Annotated in this window: 14 protein-coding genes; 13 read left to right on the top strand and 1 reads right to left on the bottom strand. The window is 38.8% G+C overall.

Features of this window, described 5'->3' with window-relative positions; genetic code table 11:
• Window positions 1-24: 24 nt before the first annotated feature.
• The 4 genes from copZ (at window position 25) to pdxT (ending at window position 4,781) form a co-directional block, all read left to right on the top strand.
• Complete coding sequence (gene copZ, locus OEV98_RS05220) at window positions 25-231, top strand: copper chaperone CopZ (RefSeq protein ID WP_263072158.1); 207 nt, start codon at window positions 25-27, stop codon at window positions 229-231.
• Window positions 232-468: 237 nt separating this feature from the next.
• Entirely contained in the window at window positions 469-2,886 is a 2,418-nt protein-coding gene (locus tag OEV98_RS05215) for a heavy metal translocating P-type ATPase (RefSeq protein ID WP_263072157.1), read from the top strand.
• A 399-nt stretch (window positions 2,887-3,285) separates the two neighbouring features.
• A complete protein-coding gene (gene pdxS / locus OEV98_RS05210) occupies window positions 3,286-4,167 on the top strand; it encodes a pyridoxal 5'-phosphate synthase lyase subunit PdxS (RefSeq protein ID WP_263072156.1) in 882 nt (293 codons plus the stop codon).
• A gap of 23 nt (window positions 4,168-4,190) precedes the next feature.
• Entirely contained in the window at window positions 4,191-4,781 is a 591-nt protein-coding gene (pdxT, locus tag OEV98_RS05205; RefSeq protein WP_263072155.1) for a pyridoxal 5'-phosphate synthase glutaminase subunit PdxT, read from the top strand.
• Between the two features lie 73 nt (window positions 4,782-4,854).
• On the opposite strand, the gene pdxR is transcribed toward pdxT, so the two are convergent.
• Window positions 4,855-6,288, bottom strand: coding sequence for a MocR-like pyridoxine biosynthesis transcription factor PdxR (pdxR, locus tag OEV98_RS05200; protein ID WP_263072154.1), 1,434 nt, complete (start codon window positions 6,286-6,288; stop codon window positions 4,855-4,857).
• 510 nt (window positions 6,289-6,798) lie between these two features.
• Here pdxR and OEV98_RS05195 point away from each other — a divergent pair.
• The 9 genes from OEV98_RS05195 to OEV98_RS05155 all read left to right on the top strand — a co-directional run bounded on the left by OEV98_RS05195 (window position 6,799) and on the right by OEV98_RS05155 (window position 17,668).
• Complete coding sequence (locus OEV98_RS05195; RefSeq protein WP_263072153.1) at window positions 6,799-6,978, top strand: hypothetical protein; 180 nt, start codon at window positions 6,799-6,801, stop codon at window positions 6,976-6,978.
• Window positions 6,979-7,162: 184 nt separating this feature from the next.
• Window positions 7,163-7,342, top strand: a complete 180-nt coding sequence (locus OEV98_RS05190; protein ID WP_263072152.1) for a hypothetical protein — start codon at window positions 7,163-7,165, stop codon at window positions 7,340-7,342.
• Between the two features lie 575 nt (window positions 7,343-7,917).
• Window positions 7,918-8,370 (top strand): MarR family winged helix-turn-helix transcriptional regulator, encoded by a 453-nt coding sequence (locus OEV98_RS05185; protein WP_263072151.1) that lies wholly within the window; start codon window positions 7,918-7,920, stop codon window positions 8,368-8,370.
• A 24-nt stretch (window positions 8,371-8,394) separates the two neighbouring features.
• Window positions 8,395-11,520 (top strand): MMPL family transporter, encoded by a 3,126-nt coding sequence (locus OEV98_RS05180; protein ID WP_263072150.1) that lies wholly within the window; start codon window positions 8,395-8,397, stop codon window positions 11,518-11,520.
• Between the two features lie 551 nt (window positions 11,521-12,071).
• The gene (locus tag OEV98_RS05175) at window positions 12,072-13,034 is read left to right on the top strand and encodes a M15 family metallopeptidase (protein WP_263072149.1); all 963 of its coding nucleotides are present in this window, start codon (window positions 12,072-12,074) and stop codon (window positions 13,032-13,034) included.
• 153 nt (window positions 13,035-13,187) lie between these two features.
• Window positions 13,188-13,766: an HAD-IA family hydrolase gene (locus OEV98_RS05170; RefSeq protein WP_263072709.1), complete on the top strand. Its 579-nt coding sequence runs from the start codon at window positions 13,188-13,190 to the stop codon at window positions 13,764-13,766.
• Window positions 13,767-14,030: 264 nt separating this feature from the next.
• Entirely contained in the window at window positions 14,031-14,783 is a 753-nt protein-coding gene (locus tag OEV98_RS05165; protein ID WP_263072148.1) for a DeoR/GlpR family DNA-binding transcription regulator, read from the top strand.
• Complete coding sequence (pfkB, locus tag OEV98_RS05160) at window positions 14,783-15,697, top strand: 1-phosphofructokinase (protein ID WP_263072147.1); 915 nt, start codon at window positions 14,783-14,785, stop codon at window positions 15,695-15,697. The genes OEV98_RS05165 and pfkB overlap by 1 nt, the downstream gene beginning before the upstream one ends.
• Before the next feature lie 69 nt (window positions 15,698-15,766).
• On the top strand, window positions 15,767-17,668 hold the full coding sequence (locus OEV98_RS05155; protein WP_263072146.1) for a PTS fructose transporter subunit IIABC: 1,902 nt from the start codon (window positions 15,767-15,769) through the stop codon (window positions 17,666-17,668).
• Window positions 17,669-17,701: the final 33 nt, after the last annotated feature.

The raw sequence follows: 17,701 nt of genomic DNA, 5'->3' as shown, positions 1-17,701 counted from the left end.
TTCATAAAAGGGAGATGCTTGTAAATGGAACATATCACATTAAATGTAAGTGGAATGTCATGTGGTCATTGTGTGAAATCAGTAGAAGGTAGTGTAGGTGCGCTAAATGGTGTGAATACTGTAACGGTTCACTTAACAGAGGGAAAAGTAGAAATAGAATTTAATCCGGAAGTAGTATCCATTGATACAATCAAAGAAACGATCGATGACCAAGGCTATGATGTAGCGTAACGGTTTTATAATTATTCTTTTTTAATGTAGGACTAGCGAACGCTTACTAAAGAAGGCTAATGGAAAAAAAGAAAGCGTGAATACGCGGAGACACATACGAGCAAGCAGAGTGTATTCACTTCGTACAATTCAAATAATTGTTGAGAAAAAAATTGCAGATTTTTTCACCATGTGTGGTTCATCTGCCTTCTTTTTTCGTAAAAATATACCCCGTATAGGTATAGGAGGAATCTCCAAATGAGTACTGGAAAAGAAACAAATATGAAAATTATCGGGATGACTTGTGCAGCTTGTGCGAACCGGATCGAAAAAGGACTAAAAAAAATCGACGGAGTTCACGAGGCAAATGTAAATCTTGCCTTAGAAAAAGCAACAATCAAGTATGACCCTGAAAAAACAGCTATTGATGACTTTCAGCAAAAAATTAAGGATCTTGGCTATGAGGTTGTAACAGATACCGCAGAATTTGCGATTACAGGAATGACCTGTGCAGCATGTGCCAATCGAATCGAAAAGGTTTTAAATAAGCTAGAAGGGGTATCTAATGCGACCGTTAATTTAGCGTTAGAGACTGCTACTGTCCAATATACCCCATCAATCGTTACCGTACCTGATATTCGGGAGAAGGTAAAACAAATAGGGTATGGGGCTATTGAAAAGAAAGAAATACAAAAAGATGAAGTAGATTATCGGCAAAAAGAAATACAAAAACAGAAACGTAAATTTATTATTTCCGCTATTTTGTCCTTACCGTTACTTTGGACAATGGTAGCCCATTTTTCATTTACATCGTTTCTTTATGTACCAGACTTTCTTATGAATCCATGGATACAGCTAATCTTTGCCACACCGGTACAATTTATTATTGGGAAACAATTTTATGTAGGTGCCTATAAAGCACTTCTTAATAAAAGTGCCAATATGGATGTATTAGTCGTAATGGGTACCTCAGCAGCTTATTTTTATAGCTTATACTTAACGATACAAACAATCGGAATGGAGCATTATCATGACTTAGGCTTGTATTTTGAAACAAGTGCTGTATTAATTACCCTTATTTTACTTGGCAAATATTTTGAAGCAAAAGCAAAAGGCAGGTCTTCCGATGCAATAAAAAAATTAATGGGCTTGCAGGCGAAAACTGCAACAGTTGTACGAAATGGTGTCGAACAAACGATACCTTTAGAAGAGGTAGTTACCGGTGATATGATCCAAATTAAACCAGGGGAAAAAATTCCGGTGGACGGCTTAATTACTAATGGTATTTCGGCAGTCGATGAGTCGATGATTACAGGAGAAAGTGTTCCAGTAGATAAAGGAGTTGGGGATTCGGTAATCGGCTCCACTATTAATAAAAATGGCTTTCTACAGGTTCAGGCAACAAAGGTAGGAAAAGATACAGCATTAGCGCAAATTATTCGGGTAGTAGAACAAGCGCAAGGCTCAAAAGCACCAATTCAACGACTTGCCGATCAAATATCTGGTATTTTTGTACCAATTGTAGTTGGGATTGCGATTGTAACTTTTATCATTTGGTATGTCATCGTTTCGCCGGGTGATTTTGCAGAAGCATTAGAAAAATTAATTGCGGTTCTTGTCATTGCTTGTCCATGTGCTCTCGGATTAGCGACGCCGACATCGATTATGGCAGGTTCGGGACGCGCGGCTGAGTTTGGGATATTATTCAAAGGTGGCGAGCACCTAGAGCAGACTCATCACATCACTACGATTGTTTTAGATAAAACGGGAACGGTAACAAATGGCACGCCGATTTTAACAGACGTTATAGTAGTAGATGAATGGCAGGAGGACACCTTTTTAGCACTTGTAGGAGCAGCGGAAAAAAAATCGGAGCATCCACTAGCAGAGGCGATAGTGGAAGGAATAGTGCAAAAGGGTATTTCGTTACTAGAATGCACCGATTTTGAAGCAATTCCTGGATATGGGATTAAAGCAAATGTATCTGGGCATGAAATTTTAATTGGCACAAGAAAATTATTGCTCAAAAATAAAGTCGAGATAGAAACTGCAATACTAAAAATGCAGGAATTAGAGGCAAATGGGAAAACTACGATGCTAGTATCCATTGATGGGAAATTTGCAGGATTAGTAGCAGTAGCAGATACGGTAAAATCAACCTCCATGTCTGCGATCCAGCGGTTACAGGCAATGGGATTGGAAGTCATTATGATGACAGGAGACAATGAACGGACGGCACAGGCGATTGGTGAACAAGTAGGCGTGACTGAGGTAATCGCGGAAGTATTGCCAGAAGGGAAAGCGGTAGTAATTGAAAAATTACAGGCGCAAGGAAAAAAAGTTGCTATGGTTGGCGATGGTATCAATGATGCCCCTGCGCTAGCAACAGCAGATATTGGCATGGCAATCGGAACAGGTACAGATGTTGCGATGGAAGCTGCCGACATTACGTTAATTCGAGGGGATTTAACGAGTATTGCAGATGCTATTTATATGAGTAAAAAGACAATCCGCAACATTAGACAAAATTTATTTTGGGCATTTGCCTATAATACATTAGGAATTCCATTTGCTGCGATTGGTTTACTTGCACCATGGTTAGCAGGAACAGCAATGGCATTTAGCTCTGTCTCGGTAGTATTGAATGCATTGCGATTGCAAAGAGTAAAACTATAAGCTTTTGAATAATACATTAGAATATTGGAAGAATGGAATGCAGTAATTCCTTTCAACGAGGCTGGGACATAACAATTGATGTTTAAATGTAAGACGAACAATCATTCGGATAGCGGAGGAAATATACGTAGACTCCTGCGGGAAAAGCATGAGCCGAAGACCCCGCACGAAGCGTAGCGAAAGGAGGAGGCTAAGGCCATGCCCGAGGAAAGCGAAGTATATTTCCGGAGCAAATTTACCTACTTAACTTTGTTCGGATTCTCTTACATAAAAATACTTTTGTCCCAGCCTCTTTTTTTTATGGACTGAATGAAAAATAAAATATGGATATTTTTACCCATCCATATTATCGGTATTTTAATTATAGATAATATTTCTACATCATTAGGAGGAATAAACATGATTACAGGTACAGATCGAGTAAAACGAGGTATGGCAGAAATGCAAAAAGGCGGCGTGATTATGGACGTCGTTAATGCTGAACAAGCAAAAATTGCGGAGGAAGCTGGAGCAGTTGCAGTAATGGCGTTAGAACGTGTACCTTCTGATATCCGCGCAGCTGGTGGAGTTGCACGGATGGCGGATATTTCCATCGTGGAGGAAGTAATGAATGCTGTAACCATTCCGGTAATGGCAAAAGCGAGAATTGGTCATATTGTAGAGGCACGAGTATTGGAATCACTAGGAGTTGATTACATCGACGAAAGTGAAGTGCTGACACCAGCAGATGAAGAATTCCATATTAACAAACGAGAATATACCGTTCCATTTGTATGTGGCTGTCGTGATCTTGGCGAAGCTGCTAGAAGAATTGGGGAAGGTGCTTCCATGTTACGCACAAAGGGTGAACCAGGTACAGGAAATATTGTCGAAGCAGTTCGCCATATGCGTAAAGTAAATGCGCAAATAAGAAAAGTAGTGCATATGAGTGAAGATGAGCTAATGACTGAAGCAAAGGAACTTGGAGCGCCATACGAAATTTTACTGCAAATTAAAGAGCTAGGAAAACTTCCAGTTGTTAATTTTGCCGCAGGAGGAGTTGCAACACCAGCAGATGCAGCATTAATGATGCAATTAGGTGCTGACGGAGTATTTGTTGGCTCTGGAATCTTTAAGTCTGAAAATCCAGCGGCATTCGCAAAAGCGATTGTTCAAGCAACAACCCATTACCAAGATTATCAATTAATTGCTGAATTATCTAAAGGCTTAGGTACGGCAATGAAAGGCATCGAAATTTCTACACTTACAAAAGAAAACCGTATGCAAGAGCGTGGCTGGTAAGTCGTAAAGTGAGGGGAAATAGCATGATAACAATTGGTGTTTTAGGATTACAAGGAGCGGTTCCCGAGCATATTCAAGCACTTGAGGCATCTGGTGTACAAGGAATAATCGTCAAAAGGGTCGAGCAATTAGCGGAGATTGATGGCTTAATTATTCCTGGTGGAGAAAGTACAGCCATTCGAAAATTAATGGATCGCTACGGGTTTATCGAGCCATTAAAACAAGTTGCCGAACAAGGAATGCCGATATTTGGAACATGTGCAGGATTAATTTTATTAGCGAAAAAGCTAGAAGGATATGAAACCTCCCATATTGGTGTATTTGATGTAACCGTGGAACGCAATTCCTTTGGTCGACAAAAAGATAGCTTCGAAGCTGAATTACGTATTAAAGGATTAGCAGATCCTTTTGTCGGAGTATTTATCAGAGCACCACATATTGTCGCAGTCGGTGAAAATGTAGAGGTACTTGCGGAGCATAATGGGAGAATTGTTGCAGCAAAAACAGCACAGTTTCTAGGATGCTCCTTCCACCCAGAATTAACAGCGGATAGTAGAATGACAGAAATATTTATCGGGATGGTACAAAATCATTTAACAAAGGTACAAGCTTAATTTTATCCCGATTAGTAGTACCGAGTGGAGTAGCTCCACTCGGTTTTTCAATGATTTTTATACTAGTTCCAACCTATTTTTCCTGTAATGCATCTGCTAGTCGATTAATTCCATCAATAATTTGTTCTGATTGCAAGTGGGCAAAACCGAGTAGAAGTCCCTTTCGCTTACTTTCTAAACAATATGGACTTAATGGAAAAACACCAATTCCCGCTTCTAATGCCGCTTTTACCGCCTGCTGTTCATCAAAATCTTCATTACCCTCTAATAAAATATGCAATCCTGTTTCCTTTCCTTGAATTTTGAACGTATTCGTGAGTGCGGAAGAAGCTAAAATATTCACGATATCTTGATGTCGTTTATGATAGATTGCGCGCATTCTACGAACATGCTTGAGTAAATCTCCTGAAGCAAAAAATTGTCCTAATGTAAGCTGCTCCATAATCGGTAAATGGCGACAAACATATTCCTGAACCTTTGCAAGTCTTGCAATGGCTGTTTCCGGACCGATGATGGCTGCTAAACGAATACCTGGTGCAAGTAGTTTAGAAAAACTCATGAAATATAATATATTGCTAGGCAACTGGGAATAAAGACTAGGAATTGGTCCGCCGCGATAACGATATTCACTATCGTAGTCATCTTCAATTATCCAAGCACGCTGCTCCGTAGCAAATTGAATTAATGCCTGTTTCCGATTGGCAGACATTAAGACGCCGCTCGGAAATTGATGGGATGGTGTAGTAAAAATCACCTTAGCTTCTGAAGGGAGTTGATCCACACAAATGCCTTGATCATCCACTGGAATTGGCTGTACATCCATCTTTCGATAACGCATCGATGACCAGGCTACAGGAAAACCAGGGTCTTCAACTGCTACCGTATCACCTTCCTGAAGTAATGCTTGGGCAATTAAGTCCATTGTTTGTCTAGCACCTAATGTTAATAATATTTGATTAGGCTCTACATAAATCCCTCGCTCAATGGCAAGATATCGGCTAATTTCTTCACGAACAGAGGGAAGTCCGTACGGAGAGCTGTATCCCCAATCCAAAACATTTTCCGATTTTACCGCAATATTAAATGCTTTACGCCAAGCTTTTTTAAATGTCGCATCAATATACGGTTCATGAAGTCGAAAATCAATGCTCGGTTTTTTATCGGTTTGAAGCTTTGGCCAATATTGAACTTGATCCTTTTCCTCCAATAACGGATGCACTGGAATTGGCGGAATAGTCTTCTGATTTTCTGCTTTTGTTTCATCTGGCATTATTTGACATACTTTTGTTCCCCCACGCCGTGAAGTCGTAACATAGCCGCGTGACTGCAGCTCCTCATAGGCAAGCTGAACAGTGGAACGAGACACCCCGAGCATACTAGCCAATTGCCTACTCGGTACTAACGGATCCCCAGGCGAAAGTTGCCCACTCATAATAAAATCGATAATTTGATCAACAATTTGTAACCAAATGGCTTTAGAAACCGAACGATTAATTTCTATATACATATCCATTGCTCCTATTTTTATGAATTGCTAGTTTCTGTTAAAAATAATAAAACTACTAGTCCATTATAGTAAGAAAAGTATAAGATTTATAGTGTTATTTTTTATAGTGCGACGTATTGGTTGGTGGATGAAGGAGGTGGGGAGATGGTCAAGCATCTATTGGGTTGAGCGCAGGTGTCAAAGGAAAGTGAGCGGGAAATCATTTCGAAATCCTTTAGATAGGCAGTATCAAAAGGAAAGTGAGCGGGAAATGGGATCGAAATCCGTTATATGGACAGTATCAAAAGGAAAGTGAGCAAGAAATCTTCTAAAAATCCGTAAGAGAGAAGGTATCAAAAGGAAAGCGGACAAGAAATCGTGCAGAAATCCGTTAGATAGAAAGTATCACAAGGAAAGTGAGACAGAAAACGATCCGAAATCCGTTAGATAGACAGTATCAAAAGGAAATCGAGCAAGAAATCGTCCAGAAATCCGTAAGAGAGAAGGTATCAAAAGGAAAGCGAGCAAGAAATGGTCCAGAAATCCGTAAGAGAGAAGGTATCAAAAGGAAAGCGAGCAAGAAATCGTCCAGAAATCCATAAGAGAGAAGGTATCAAAAGGAAAGCGAGCAAGAAAACGATCCGAAATCCGTTAGATAGGCAGTATCACAAGGAAAGTGAGACAGAAACCGACCCGAAATCCGTTAGATAGACAGTATCAAAAGGAAAGCGAGCAAGAAATGGTCCAGAAATCCATAAGATAGCAGGCATAAAAAGGAAAGTGAGACAGAAACCGACCCGAAATCTGTTAGATAGACAGTATCAAAAGGAAAGCGAGCAAGAAATCGTCCAGAAAACCGTTAGATAGACAGTATCAAAAGGAAAGCGAGCAAGAAATGATCCAGAAATCCGTAAGAGAGAAGGTATCAAAAGAAAAACGGACAAGAAATCGTCCAGAAATCCGTAAGATAGCAGGCATAAAAAGGAAAGTAGGCAAGAAACCGACCCGAAATCTGTTAGATAGAAAGTATCACAAGGAAAGTGAGACAGAAACCGATCCGAAATCCGTTAGATAGACAGTATCAAAAGGAAAGCGGACAAGAAATGGTCCAGAAATCCGTTAGATAGACAGTATCAAAAGGAAAGCGGACAAGAAATCGTCCCGAAATCCGTTAGATAGACAGTATCAAAAGGAAAGCGGACAAGAAATGGTCCAGAAATCCGTAAGAGAGAAGGTATCAAAAGGAAAGCGAGCGGGAAATCGTCCCGAAATCCGCAAGATAGCAGGCATAAAAAGGAAAGTAGGCAAGAAACCGACCAGAAATCCGTTAGATAGAAAGTATCAAAAGGAAAGCGAGCAAGAAACCGATCCAAAATCCGTTAGAAAGAAGGTATCAACAGAAAAACACCATAAGCACCAAAACAAAACCCATTTAATAGATTTGAAGCCCCCATCCACGCCCCCATCCACGCAATCATCCAAGCCCCCCATTAATCCCCAAGCCCCCCATTAATCCCCAATCCAAATTTCTGTCGCAAAACTGTCAAAAAAAATAAAAAAAACCAATTGACAAAATATTTATATATATTATAGTTAACAGCGTGAATAGTTCACGTGTTGAACTAATATATTTGGTAAGGTGTGAACAAAGTGAATAAAACGTTAATTCAAGAATTAATCAATCGATACATTACACTTACAAATGATGTATGGAAACGTGGGGAAGTATTAGTACGAGAAGAAATTGGCTCAGATTTAACGAATGATCAGCTATATCTTCTTCGCTATGTAAATCAACATAAACAATGCACAACCACTGAATTAGCAGAGGTATTTTTTGTGCAAAAGAGTGCAATAAGTGCCATTGTGAATCGTTTAGTGGAAAAAAACTTAATGGAAAGAAGCCAGGATAAGGAGGATCGTAGAATTGTTGTACTGTCGTTAACCGATGAAGGGAAGGAACTTTACTTAAAGATGGAGTCGAAAATTTTTAAATTAGTAGAGTCCTTTATTACCCAGTTTAACGAAAAGGAAATTACCCAATTTATGCAATCCTATGAAAAGCTGGCAAAAATACTGAAGGATAAAATGGAAGAAAAATAATTGGAAACAACTGGAGGAAAAAATATGAAGGGCATCATTAAATCAAAATGGTTTATCGTTGTTGCTTGGCTAGTCGCTGTTGTTGTATTAATGCTATCTGCGCCGAACATGGCGGATTTAGTTCGGGAAAAAGGGGAATTGGAAGTTGCCGACGGATATTCCTCAAAGGTTGCCCAACAAATCATTAATGAAGTAAATGAACAAGAGGGGCTAGGAAATACAACCTCTGTCGCACTTGTTTTTCATAATGAAGATGGATTAACAGCCACAAATATGGAAGAAGCAAAGCAAGCAGTTAATCGTCTAGAACAACAAAAAGAAGAGCTTGGGATTACGAATATCCTCACCCATTTTAATCAAAAGGAATTAGAGGAGCAGTTGCTTGCAAAGGATGGAAAAACCATTCTTGTTTCCTTAACCATTGATTGGCAAAATCGCACAGCAAATGATTTAAGTAATGATTTATATTCTGCCATTGATGATATAAATCTGGAACACTACTATACTGGTAGCTCCTTTATTGATGAGGATGTTATTTTAACTTCACAGGATGGCTTAAAACAAACCGAAGTGATAACGGTAGTATTTATTTTAGTTGTGTTAATTCTTGTTTTCCGATCGGTAGTAGCGCCGTTTATCCCACTCATTACGGTCGGAATAAGTTATTTGGCAGCTCAATCCGTTGTTGCCTTTTTAATCGAGTACTTTAATTTTCCAATATCCAATTTCACACAAATATTTTTAGTCGCAGTACTCTTTGGGATTGGAACGGATTATTCGATATTACTACTTAGCCGTTTTAAAGAAGAACTATCGGTTCAAGAAAGCTTAACCGCTGCGATAGTGGAAACCTATAAGCATGCTGGGAAAACCGTATTTTTCAGTGGAATCGCTGTTTTAATTGGTTTTGCAGTAATCGGCTTTTCACAATTTAAGCTATACCAATCCGCATCTGCAGTAGCGGTCGGAATTGCGGTATTGCTCGCAGCATTATTTACGATCGTACCATTCTTTATGGCGGTTTTAGGGAAAAAATTATTTTGGCCATCGAAAGGTAGTCTGGAGCATAAACCTAGTAAACTATGGAATTTTGCAGGGCGTTTTTCCTTTGCTAGGCCAATAATTGCTCTATTAATCGTAGCAGTCATTACAGTACCATTTATTATTACCGAGGATGGCGATCTTTCCTATAATTCAATGGAAGAAATTGGTGATGATTACAATTCTGTCAAAGGATTTGAAATTATATCGGATAGCTTTGGTCCGGGCGAATCAATGCCAACGAAAATTGTTATAAAAAATGATGAAGCAATGGACCAAAAAGAATATTTTTATTTAGTAGAAGCCATTAGTCAAAACTTAGAAAAAGTTGATGGTATCCAAACCGTTCGTTCTCTTACAAGACCTACTGGGGAAAAATTAGAGGATCTACTTGTAGCCAACCAGGCGGATCAATTGAAAGAAGGAATCGGAGAAGGAAATGATGGTATTGCCCAAATTCGCGATGGCTTAAGTGAGGCAAGTGAGCAATTATCATCCTCCACCCCTCAATTAGCAGAAGCTACCGATGGAATCGATTCATTAATTAGCGGTACAGACGAATTAAAATCTGGCATAAACGAGCTTCAATCAGGATTAGAGCAAATTGAAAATGGCGTCCGCGACGGATCACTTGGTGCTGGTGAGTTAAAAGCTGGATTGAAGGAAATTAAACAAAATGCAGAAAGTTTATTAGCAGGGTATCAGCAATTACAGGGGGGATATACCCAATACGCTAATGAAATGAAGAGTGCCTATCAAACCATCAATCAATCAATCTCAGCTTTTGCAGATAATGAAAAGTTTGCCCAGCTACAGCAGGCTCTGGAATATTTAGATAATTATTTTGCAACAGCAGATGCAGATCCTAGCGTAACAGAAAGCTTTTATCAGTTGAAAGCATTCACAGAAAACCTTCAGCCACAATTACAAGGATTAATGGCTGGAATACAAGGGTTAGAGGATAGCGTAGGTCAACTAGAAGATATTACCTCATCCTTCCAACAATTAAATGGTGGTCTCGAAGCTTTAATTGCAGGAATGGATAATGTTATCGATGGTATTGATAGTTTAGAACAAGGGTTAAATCGTGCTGCTGATGGTCAGGAAACGATTATTAATCAGTTACCAGCAGTAACAAATGGACTTGGTGAAATTAATAATGGTCAGGAGCAATTGTTAGCTGGTTTTAGTGGTATTGGCGATCAGCTAGGAGCATTAACAAATGGTCTAGCTTCAAGTGTGGATGGATTAACACAAGTTCATGATGGTCTAAATACAGCAAGTGATTTTCTGGACGATTTAGCTTCATCTAGCGAGAACACTGGAATCTATATTCCAGATGAACTTTTAGAAAATGAACAATTCGGTCAAGTGTTGGATACGTATCTCTCCAACGACAGAAAAATTATGACCATTGATGTAATATTTGATGAAAATCCTTATTCTATCGCAGCAATCGATAAAGTCGATGATCTTGAGGATGCAGTAGCGAGGGCTGTAGCAGATACAAAGCTTGAAAATGCACAAGTAGCTATTAATGGTGTTACAAGCACTTATCACGATTTAAGTACAATGTCAGACCATGATTTTTCGAAAACTGTTGTATATATGCTTGTAGGGATTGGTATTATTTTAATCATTCTATTCCGATCCTTCGTAATGCCAATCTATTTAGTAGCATCCTTACTACTTACCTATTTTACAACGATGGGTATTACGGAATTTATTTTTATCAATCTATTAGGCTATGATGGCATCACATGGGCGGTACCATTCTTCTCCTTTGTAATCTTGATTGCCTTAGGGGTAGATTATAGTATTTTCTTAATGGGACGCTTTAACGAATACAGAAACGAACCAATTAAACAAGCAATGATACACGCAATGAGTAATATGGGTACAGTTATTATGTCAGCTGTAATTATTTTAGGCGGGACCTTTGCAGCAATGATTCCAAGTGGCGTACTTTCCCTATTACAAATAGCAACTGTTGTTATCTCAGGCTTATTGCTATACTCACTTGTCATCTTACCGTTATTTGTACCGGTAATGGTGAAAATTTTTGGCAAAGCAAACTGGTGGCCATTTATTGAGAAAAATCAAGAATAATTAAGTTTTCCATGCGTTATTCAGACCTACAGAAAATTGACATTCTGTAGGTCTTTTTTGAATGTAATTCCTTGTAACCAAAGCCTTTGTAACTACGTCAATAACGGTAAGAATAATTTTTGATTGCTCTTTAGGCTTTTATTCAGATGATAAAAAATCAAGATTTCTCATAAAATAAGTTGGTCGCAACAGCTACAGTAAATGATGAAAAAATTAGGCTGATTTTTGTATAGATTGTTGCTATTTGTAAAAAGAACGCAAATTGAATACACTTTGCTCTTTAGTTTGTCTAGCTCCAGAACATAGGGACTAGCGTACATGCACACCCTTCCGTTATGATGGGTCAACAATGATTCGCAAGCTCATCGTGTTTTCTTTATCTCATTTCGGATTACTACAGTCGTACATCGTGAAATGGACGCTTCTCCTTTTCGTTGGGACTACGTGTATTCAGTCTGCTCAGCTCTTCATTTAATAACCCTATCGTATGAAATAACAATAATCCTTTAGAAAACAACCAAAATTTAATAGAAGAAAAGTAGGTGTGTTTCATGAGAACATTTGGTGTTACTATATTGGCACTATTATTGTTCGTTCAATTTGGCTGTTCATCAAATGAATTACAGCAATTAAATGCTGAACAAAAATTAAAAATCCAACAGCCTGGAGCAAGAGAAATAGACGGTACAAAAGAAAACATAACCAAATGGAAGTATATTGTAGAAAAGCAGCAAGCGGAGGAAGCGGCACGAATTGCTGCCGAGGAAGCAGAGAAAAAAGCTGCGGAGGAGGCGAGACGGAAAGAAGAATTAGCGAAGCAGGAGGCATCATCAAAAACAGATCAGATGATTAAAATTGTAATGGCAAATGGCGAATTCCAAATGGATAAACAATTTTTTAATCAAGTTGTCAAGGTCGACGGGGTGAACACGATTCAAAATCCAACAAATCTACTTGTATTGGCCAATAAAACCTATTACCTGCCATCTAATTATCGTCCGGATAATCTCGTCCAGCCAAATGTTCCGTTTGTATTTCAAGGGGCAGAACAAAATTTTATGCGGAAGGAAGCAGCAGATGCACTGGAGGACATGTTTGCAACAGCAAAAGAAGAAGGAATAAATTTAATCGCTCGCTCTGGCTTTCGTTCTTATCAAACACAGGAGGCAGTATTTAATCGAGAAGTTAATGAGGTTGGTTATGACCAAGCCATTCTTGCAGTAGCTGTACCAGGGACAAGTGAGCATCAAACGGGTTTAACGATGGACATTACTGCCAATAGTGTGAATCAGCAGCTAGTAGAGGAATTTGGAAAAACAAAGGAAGGTATCTGGTTACGCGACAATGCTCATCGATTTGGATTTATTTTACGTTACCCTGAAGGAAAGGAAGACATTACAAAATATATGTATGAGCCATGGCATTTTCGCTATATTGGTATAGAAGCAGCAACCATTATCTATGAAAACGATTGGACACTAGAGGAATTTTTCCGAGTAGTAAAAGGAATATAAAGCTAGAGTGGCTGATAAATATTTTATTGGAAAAATATTACCCAAAGTCCATACTGACAATAGTCATGATGGACTTTTTCGTTTACTATAGTAGTAGAACAAATCGTGATAGATAGATTGGCAGGAGGGGGAAGTATGGAGCATTTGAAGAAAATCACGGTATTATGGGATTTTGATGGAACATTGTTTGATACTTATCCAATGTACACAGAATTACTGCAAGAAGAGATAAAAGAAGAGATACCAGATGAATTGGTTTTACAGCAATTAAAGGTATCCTTTCGCCATGCAGTCGCCCACTTCGGTTTGACATCCGAACAGGTGGAAAGAATTCGCATTCGCGAGGGTAATATCATGGAGGGGAAGATGGAAAAGTTAGTGCCATTCCCAGGGGTAGAAAAAATTCTCCAAAGTGTTGGAAAAAATGTCATCATGACCCATAAGCATCGTGCAGATACAGAGAAAATTCTTGGATACTATGGCTGGAATCAATATTTTACCGAAATTGTATCTGGTGATGACGGTTTCCCACGTAAACCGGATCCTGCATCCTATGAATATTTGCATAAGCGCCATCATCTGAACTTAGTCATAGGTGATCGCCTGTTGGATATTTTGCCAGGGAAAAAACTAGGAATCAAAACATGCCTGTTTCAAAACCATGAACAAGGAGCAGATTTCTATTTGGATGACTTTGCAGCCTTTTTTGAGAAGGTCGGCAAATATTTATAAAGAACTAAATTTTTTAGGTTGTCTTCTAAATTTTAAAAGCAATGTCGATAGAATGTAATCGACATTGCTTTTTCTTTTTCTGCAATAAGAACCGAAATGTTTACAAACAGATGAATGGAAATAAATTAATTTGACGGACTATGGAGGATTTTGACTATTTTTGATTGATTTTTGTATATAATTTGCATAAACTATGATAAGTAATAATAAATTTTTTCCTCAGAATTATGAATCCTTCCATTGTTATAGAAAGCGGTGTATAAAATGCTTACCGTTGAAAGACACAATAAAATACTCGAACAGTTAAAAGTAAAGGATGCAGTTACCATTCAAGAATTAGTGGAACTAACTGCATCATCGGAGTCAACGATCCGAAGAGACCTTTTAGTATTAGAGGAAGCAAAGCATTTAAAACGGATACATGGTGGTGCAGCGAGATTACGAGGAATGCTAGCAGAGCCTAATCTTCAAGAAAAAACGGAAAAAAATCGAGAAGAAAAGCTAGCGATTGCAAAGGTTGCCGCAAGTTTCGTTCATCCAGGGGATTGTATCTTTTTAGATGCAGGGACAACAACGCTTGCCATGATTGAATTTTTCCAGGAAGGGCAAAATATGGTAGTAGTAACGAATGGATTTGCCCAGATTGATGCATTAATAAAAAAAGGAATTCGTTCGTATATTATTGGCGGGCTTGTTAAACCGACAACTGGTGCTGTAATTGGATCTAGTGCCGTACAAAGCATGGAACAATATCGTTTTGATAAATGCTTTCTAGGCGTTAATGGGATTCATCCTACATTTGGATATACGACACCGGATACAGAGGAAAGCTCAATCAAGCAACAGGCACTACGATTAGCAAAGCAAGGATATGTTTTAGCTGATCATACTAAATTTAATGAAATTTCCTTTGCGAAAATTGCAGAATTAGATGAGGCTACCATCATTACAGATGAGCTAGACACAGCATTAGAAGCAGAGTTAATGAAAATAACCAATGTAAAGGTAGTGAAATAATGATTTATACCGTTACACTTAATCCTTCCGTCGATTACATCGTGGAAGTAGAGGACGTTCAATTAGGTGGATTAAATCGCACAACAAATGATATGACATTTCCTGGAGGGAAGGGGATTAATGTTTCCCGTGTTCTAAACCGGTATGATATCCCCACAACCGCACTAGGTTTTGTTGGTGGCTTTACCGGCTCTTATATAAAAAATATTTTGAATGATGAAGGTGTGCAAACCGATTTTGTTGAAACGAATGGGAACACCCGTATCAATGTCAAATTAAAAAGCACGGACGAAACCGAAATTAATGGTAGAGGCCCTGTCATTTCCCAATCCCAACTCCAATTGTTCCTACAAAAGATCAATGGCTTAGAAAAAGGAGATATCCTCGTAATTGCTGGAAGCATTCCTTCAACATTACCTACAACCATTTATGAAGAAATTGCAGAGTTGGCGCAGCGTAAAGAGTTACGTCTTGTTGCAGATGTATCTGGAGCGGCATTACCATTAATGATTGGTTATCGCCCATTTTTCATGAAACCAAATCATCATGAAATTGGGGAGCTTTATGGGGTCGAAATCAATACAGTAGAGGAAGCTGCAACATACGGCAAAAAATTGATCGATGATGGTGTCGAAAATGTCGTTGTTTCAATGGCAGGTAATGGAGCTGTTTATTTAAGTAAAGATAAAGTATTAATCGCAACAGTACCTAAGGGAACGGTAAAAAATTCGGTTGGTGCGGGTGATTCATTAGTTGCTGGGTTTCTAGCACAATACTCGAAAACTAATAATTTTGAAGAAGCATTCCGCTATGGGGTAGCAACAGGAAGTGCAACTGCATTTTCAGATGATTTATGTCAAATTCCGGATGTTGAGGCATTATTGCCACAAGTTATCGTTACAGAATGGAAATAATAGGCGAAAGCTCGAGGGCTATCTAAAAATAGAAGAGCGATAGTCATTCGTAAGTTTGGAGGACGAAGTATGAAGATAACAGAATTGTTAACAAGAGACACTATAAATATTGATTTGCAATCCTCAAGTAAAGCAGATGTTATTCAAGAGCTAGTCGATGTGCTAAATAGTGCAGGAAAGCTCGAGGATGCAGTAGCTTATAAGGAAGCGATTTTAAATCGTGAGTCCCAAAGTACAACTGGGATTGGCGAAGGAGTTGCGATTCCCCATGCTAAAACAAGCGCAGTAAAGATGCCGGCAATTGCCTTTGGCCGTTCAAAAGCAGGAATTGACTATGAAGCACTTGATGGACAACCAAGCTACTTATTCTTCATGATTGCTGCAACGGAAGGAGCGAATAACACCCATTTACAAGCATTAGCAAAATTATCGATGCTTCTTATGAAAGAAGAGGTTCGTTTTCAATTAATGGAAGCAAAAACAGCGGATGAAGTGATAACGATCATTAATGATCATGACCAAGAGGATGAAGCGGAACAGGGAACCATCTTGGAGGAAACGAATGATGGGAATAAAACAAATGATGGTCCACTTATTTTAGCAGTTACGGCTTGTCCGACCGGAATTGCTCACACATTTATGGCTGCCGAAGCTTTAAGTGATAAAGCAAAAGAAATGAATGTTAATTTGAAGGTAGAAACGAATGGGTCTGAAGGTGCGAAAAATGTGTTAACAGAAGACGAAATTAATCGTGCTACAGCCATTATTGTTGCGGCAAGTAAAAAGGTAGATATGGAGCGTTTTAGTGGGAAACATGTGATTGAAGTTCCAGTAACCGATGGAATTCGTCGCCCACAAGCATTGATTGAACGTGCAATTCAGCAAGATGCTCCTGTTTATCAAGGCGGAAAACAAAGTAGTTCTACAAATGAAAGCCAAGAAAAATCGAGTGGCTTTGGTTTTTATAAGCATTTGATGAATGGCGTGTCTAACATGCTTCCGTTTGTTGTTGGAGGCGGATTATTAATTGCAATCTCCTTTATTTTCGGTATTCACTCAGCAGATCCAGAAGATCCTACTTTTAATGAATTTGCTGCAGCATTAAATACCATTGGTGGCGGAAATGCCATTGGACTTATGGTTCCGGTATTGGCTGGTTTTATTGCAATGAGTATCGCCGATCGTCCAGGCTTTGCTCCAGGTATGGTTGGTGGATTTATGGCTGCACAAGGTGGAGCAGGCTTCCTTGGTGGATTAATTGCTGGTTTCCTAGCAGGATATGTTGTTATTGCTTTGAAGCGAGCGTTTAAAAATTTACCGCGTTCGTTAGAAGGAATTAAGCCTGTCTTACTCTATCCGTTGTTCGGTATTGGAATAACGGGGTTAATTATGTATTTTGTCATTAATGAGCCTGTCCAAAACTTTAATACATTTTTAATTGATTGGTTAAATAGTCTTGGAACGGGAAATCTTGTATTAATGGGTTTACTTCTTGGTGGTATGATGGCCATTGATATGGGAGGTCCAATTAATAAAGCTGCCTTCACATTTGGTATTGCAATGATTGAAGCGGGTCAATATTTACCACATGCTGCAATTATGGCAGGAGGTATGGTTCCACCACTAGGTATTGCGATTGCAACGTTCTTATTTAAAAATAAATTTACTGATAAAGAAAAAGATGCTGGTTGGACGAATATCTTTATGGGTGCTTCATTTATTACAGAAGGAGCAATTCCATTTGCTGCTGCAGATCCACTTCGAGTAATTCCTTCAGCAGTTATCGGTTCAGCAGTTGCTGGAGCGTTGAGTATGTTCTTTAAAATCGGCTTAATGGCCCCACATGGCGGTGTTTTTGTAATTGCCTTTGTCGAAGGTAACCCATGGCTATACTTATTAGCTATTTTATGTGGTGCCATTGTTACGGCATTATTATTAGGAATATTGAAACGACCAATTTCTAAAAAATAATAAAAAAGGAATTCTCCTATGCAAGGCGAAAGG

The organism is Perspicuibacillus lycopersici, from assembly GCF_025660475.1.
In the GTDB taxonomy this organism is placed as follows: Bacteria; Bacillota; Bacilli; order Bacillales; family Caldibacillaceae; genus Perspicuibacillus; species Perspicuibacillus lycopersici.
Note: the sequence above shows the minus strand (reverse complement) of the source record. Positions and strands in the feature narration are given on the sequence as shown.

Coding starts and splice junctions, on each gene's coding strand:
- copZ (WP_263072158.1), top strand. CDS start 25: ATGGAACATATCACATTAAATGTAAGTGGAATGTCATGTGGTCATTGT.
- OEV98_RS05215 (WP_263072157.1), top strand. CDS start 469: ATGAGTACTGGAAAAGAAACAAATATGAAAATTATCGGGATGACTTGT.
- pdxS (WP_263072156.1), top strand. CDS start 3,286: ATGATTACAGGTACAGATCGAGTAAAACGAGGTATGGCAGAAATGCAA.
- pdxT (WP_263072155.1), top strand. CDS start 4,191: ATGATAACAATTGGTGTTTTAGGATTACAAGGAGCGGTTCCCGAGCAT.
- pdxR (WP_263072154.1), bottom strand. CDS start 6,288: ATGTATATAGAAATTAATCGTTCGGTTTCTAAAGCCATTTGGTTACAA.
- OEV98_RS05195 (WP_263072153.1), top strand. CDS start 6,799: ATGGTCCAGAAATCCGTAAGAGAGAAGGTATCAAAAGGAAAGCGAGCA.
- OEV98_RS05190 (WP_263072152.1), top strand. CDS start 7,163: ATGATCCAGAAATCCGTAAGAGAGAAGGTATCAAAAGAAAAACGGACA.
- OEV98_RS05180 (WP_263072150.1), top strand. CDS start 8,395: ATGAAGGGCATCATTAAATCAAAATGGTTTATCGTTGTTGCTTGGCTA.
- OEV98_RS05175 (WP_263072149.1), top strand. CDS start 12,072: ATGAGAACATTTGGTGTTACTATATTGGCACTATTATTGTTCGTTCAA.
- OEV98_RS05165 (WP_263072148.1), top strand. CDS start 14,031: ATGCTTACCGTTGAAAGACACAATAAAATACTCGAACAGTTAAAAGTA.
- pfkB (WP_263072147.1), top strand. CDS start 14,783: ATGATTTATACCGTTACACTTAATCCTTCCGTCGATTACATCGTGGAA.
- OEV98_RS05155 (WP_263072146.1), top strand. CDS start 15,767: ATGAAGATAACAGAATTGTTAACAAGAGACACTATAAATATTGATTTG.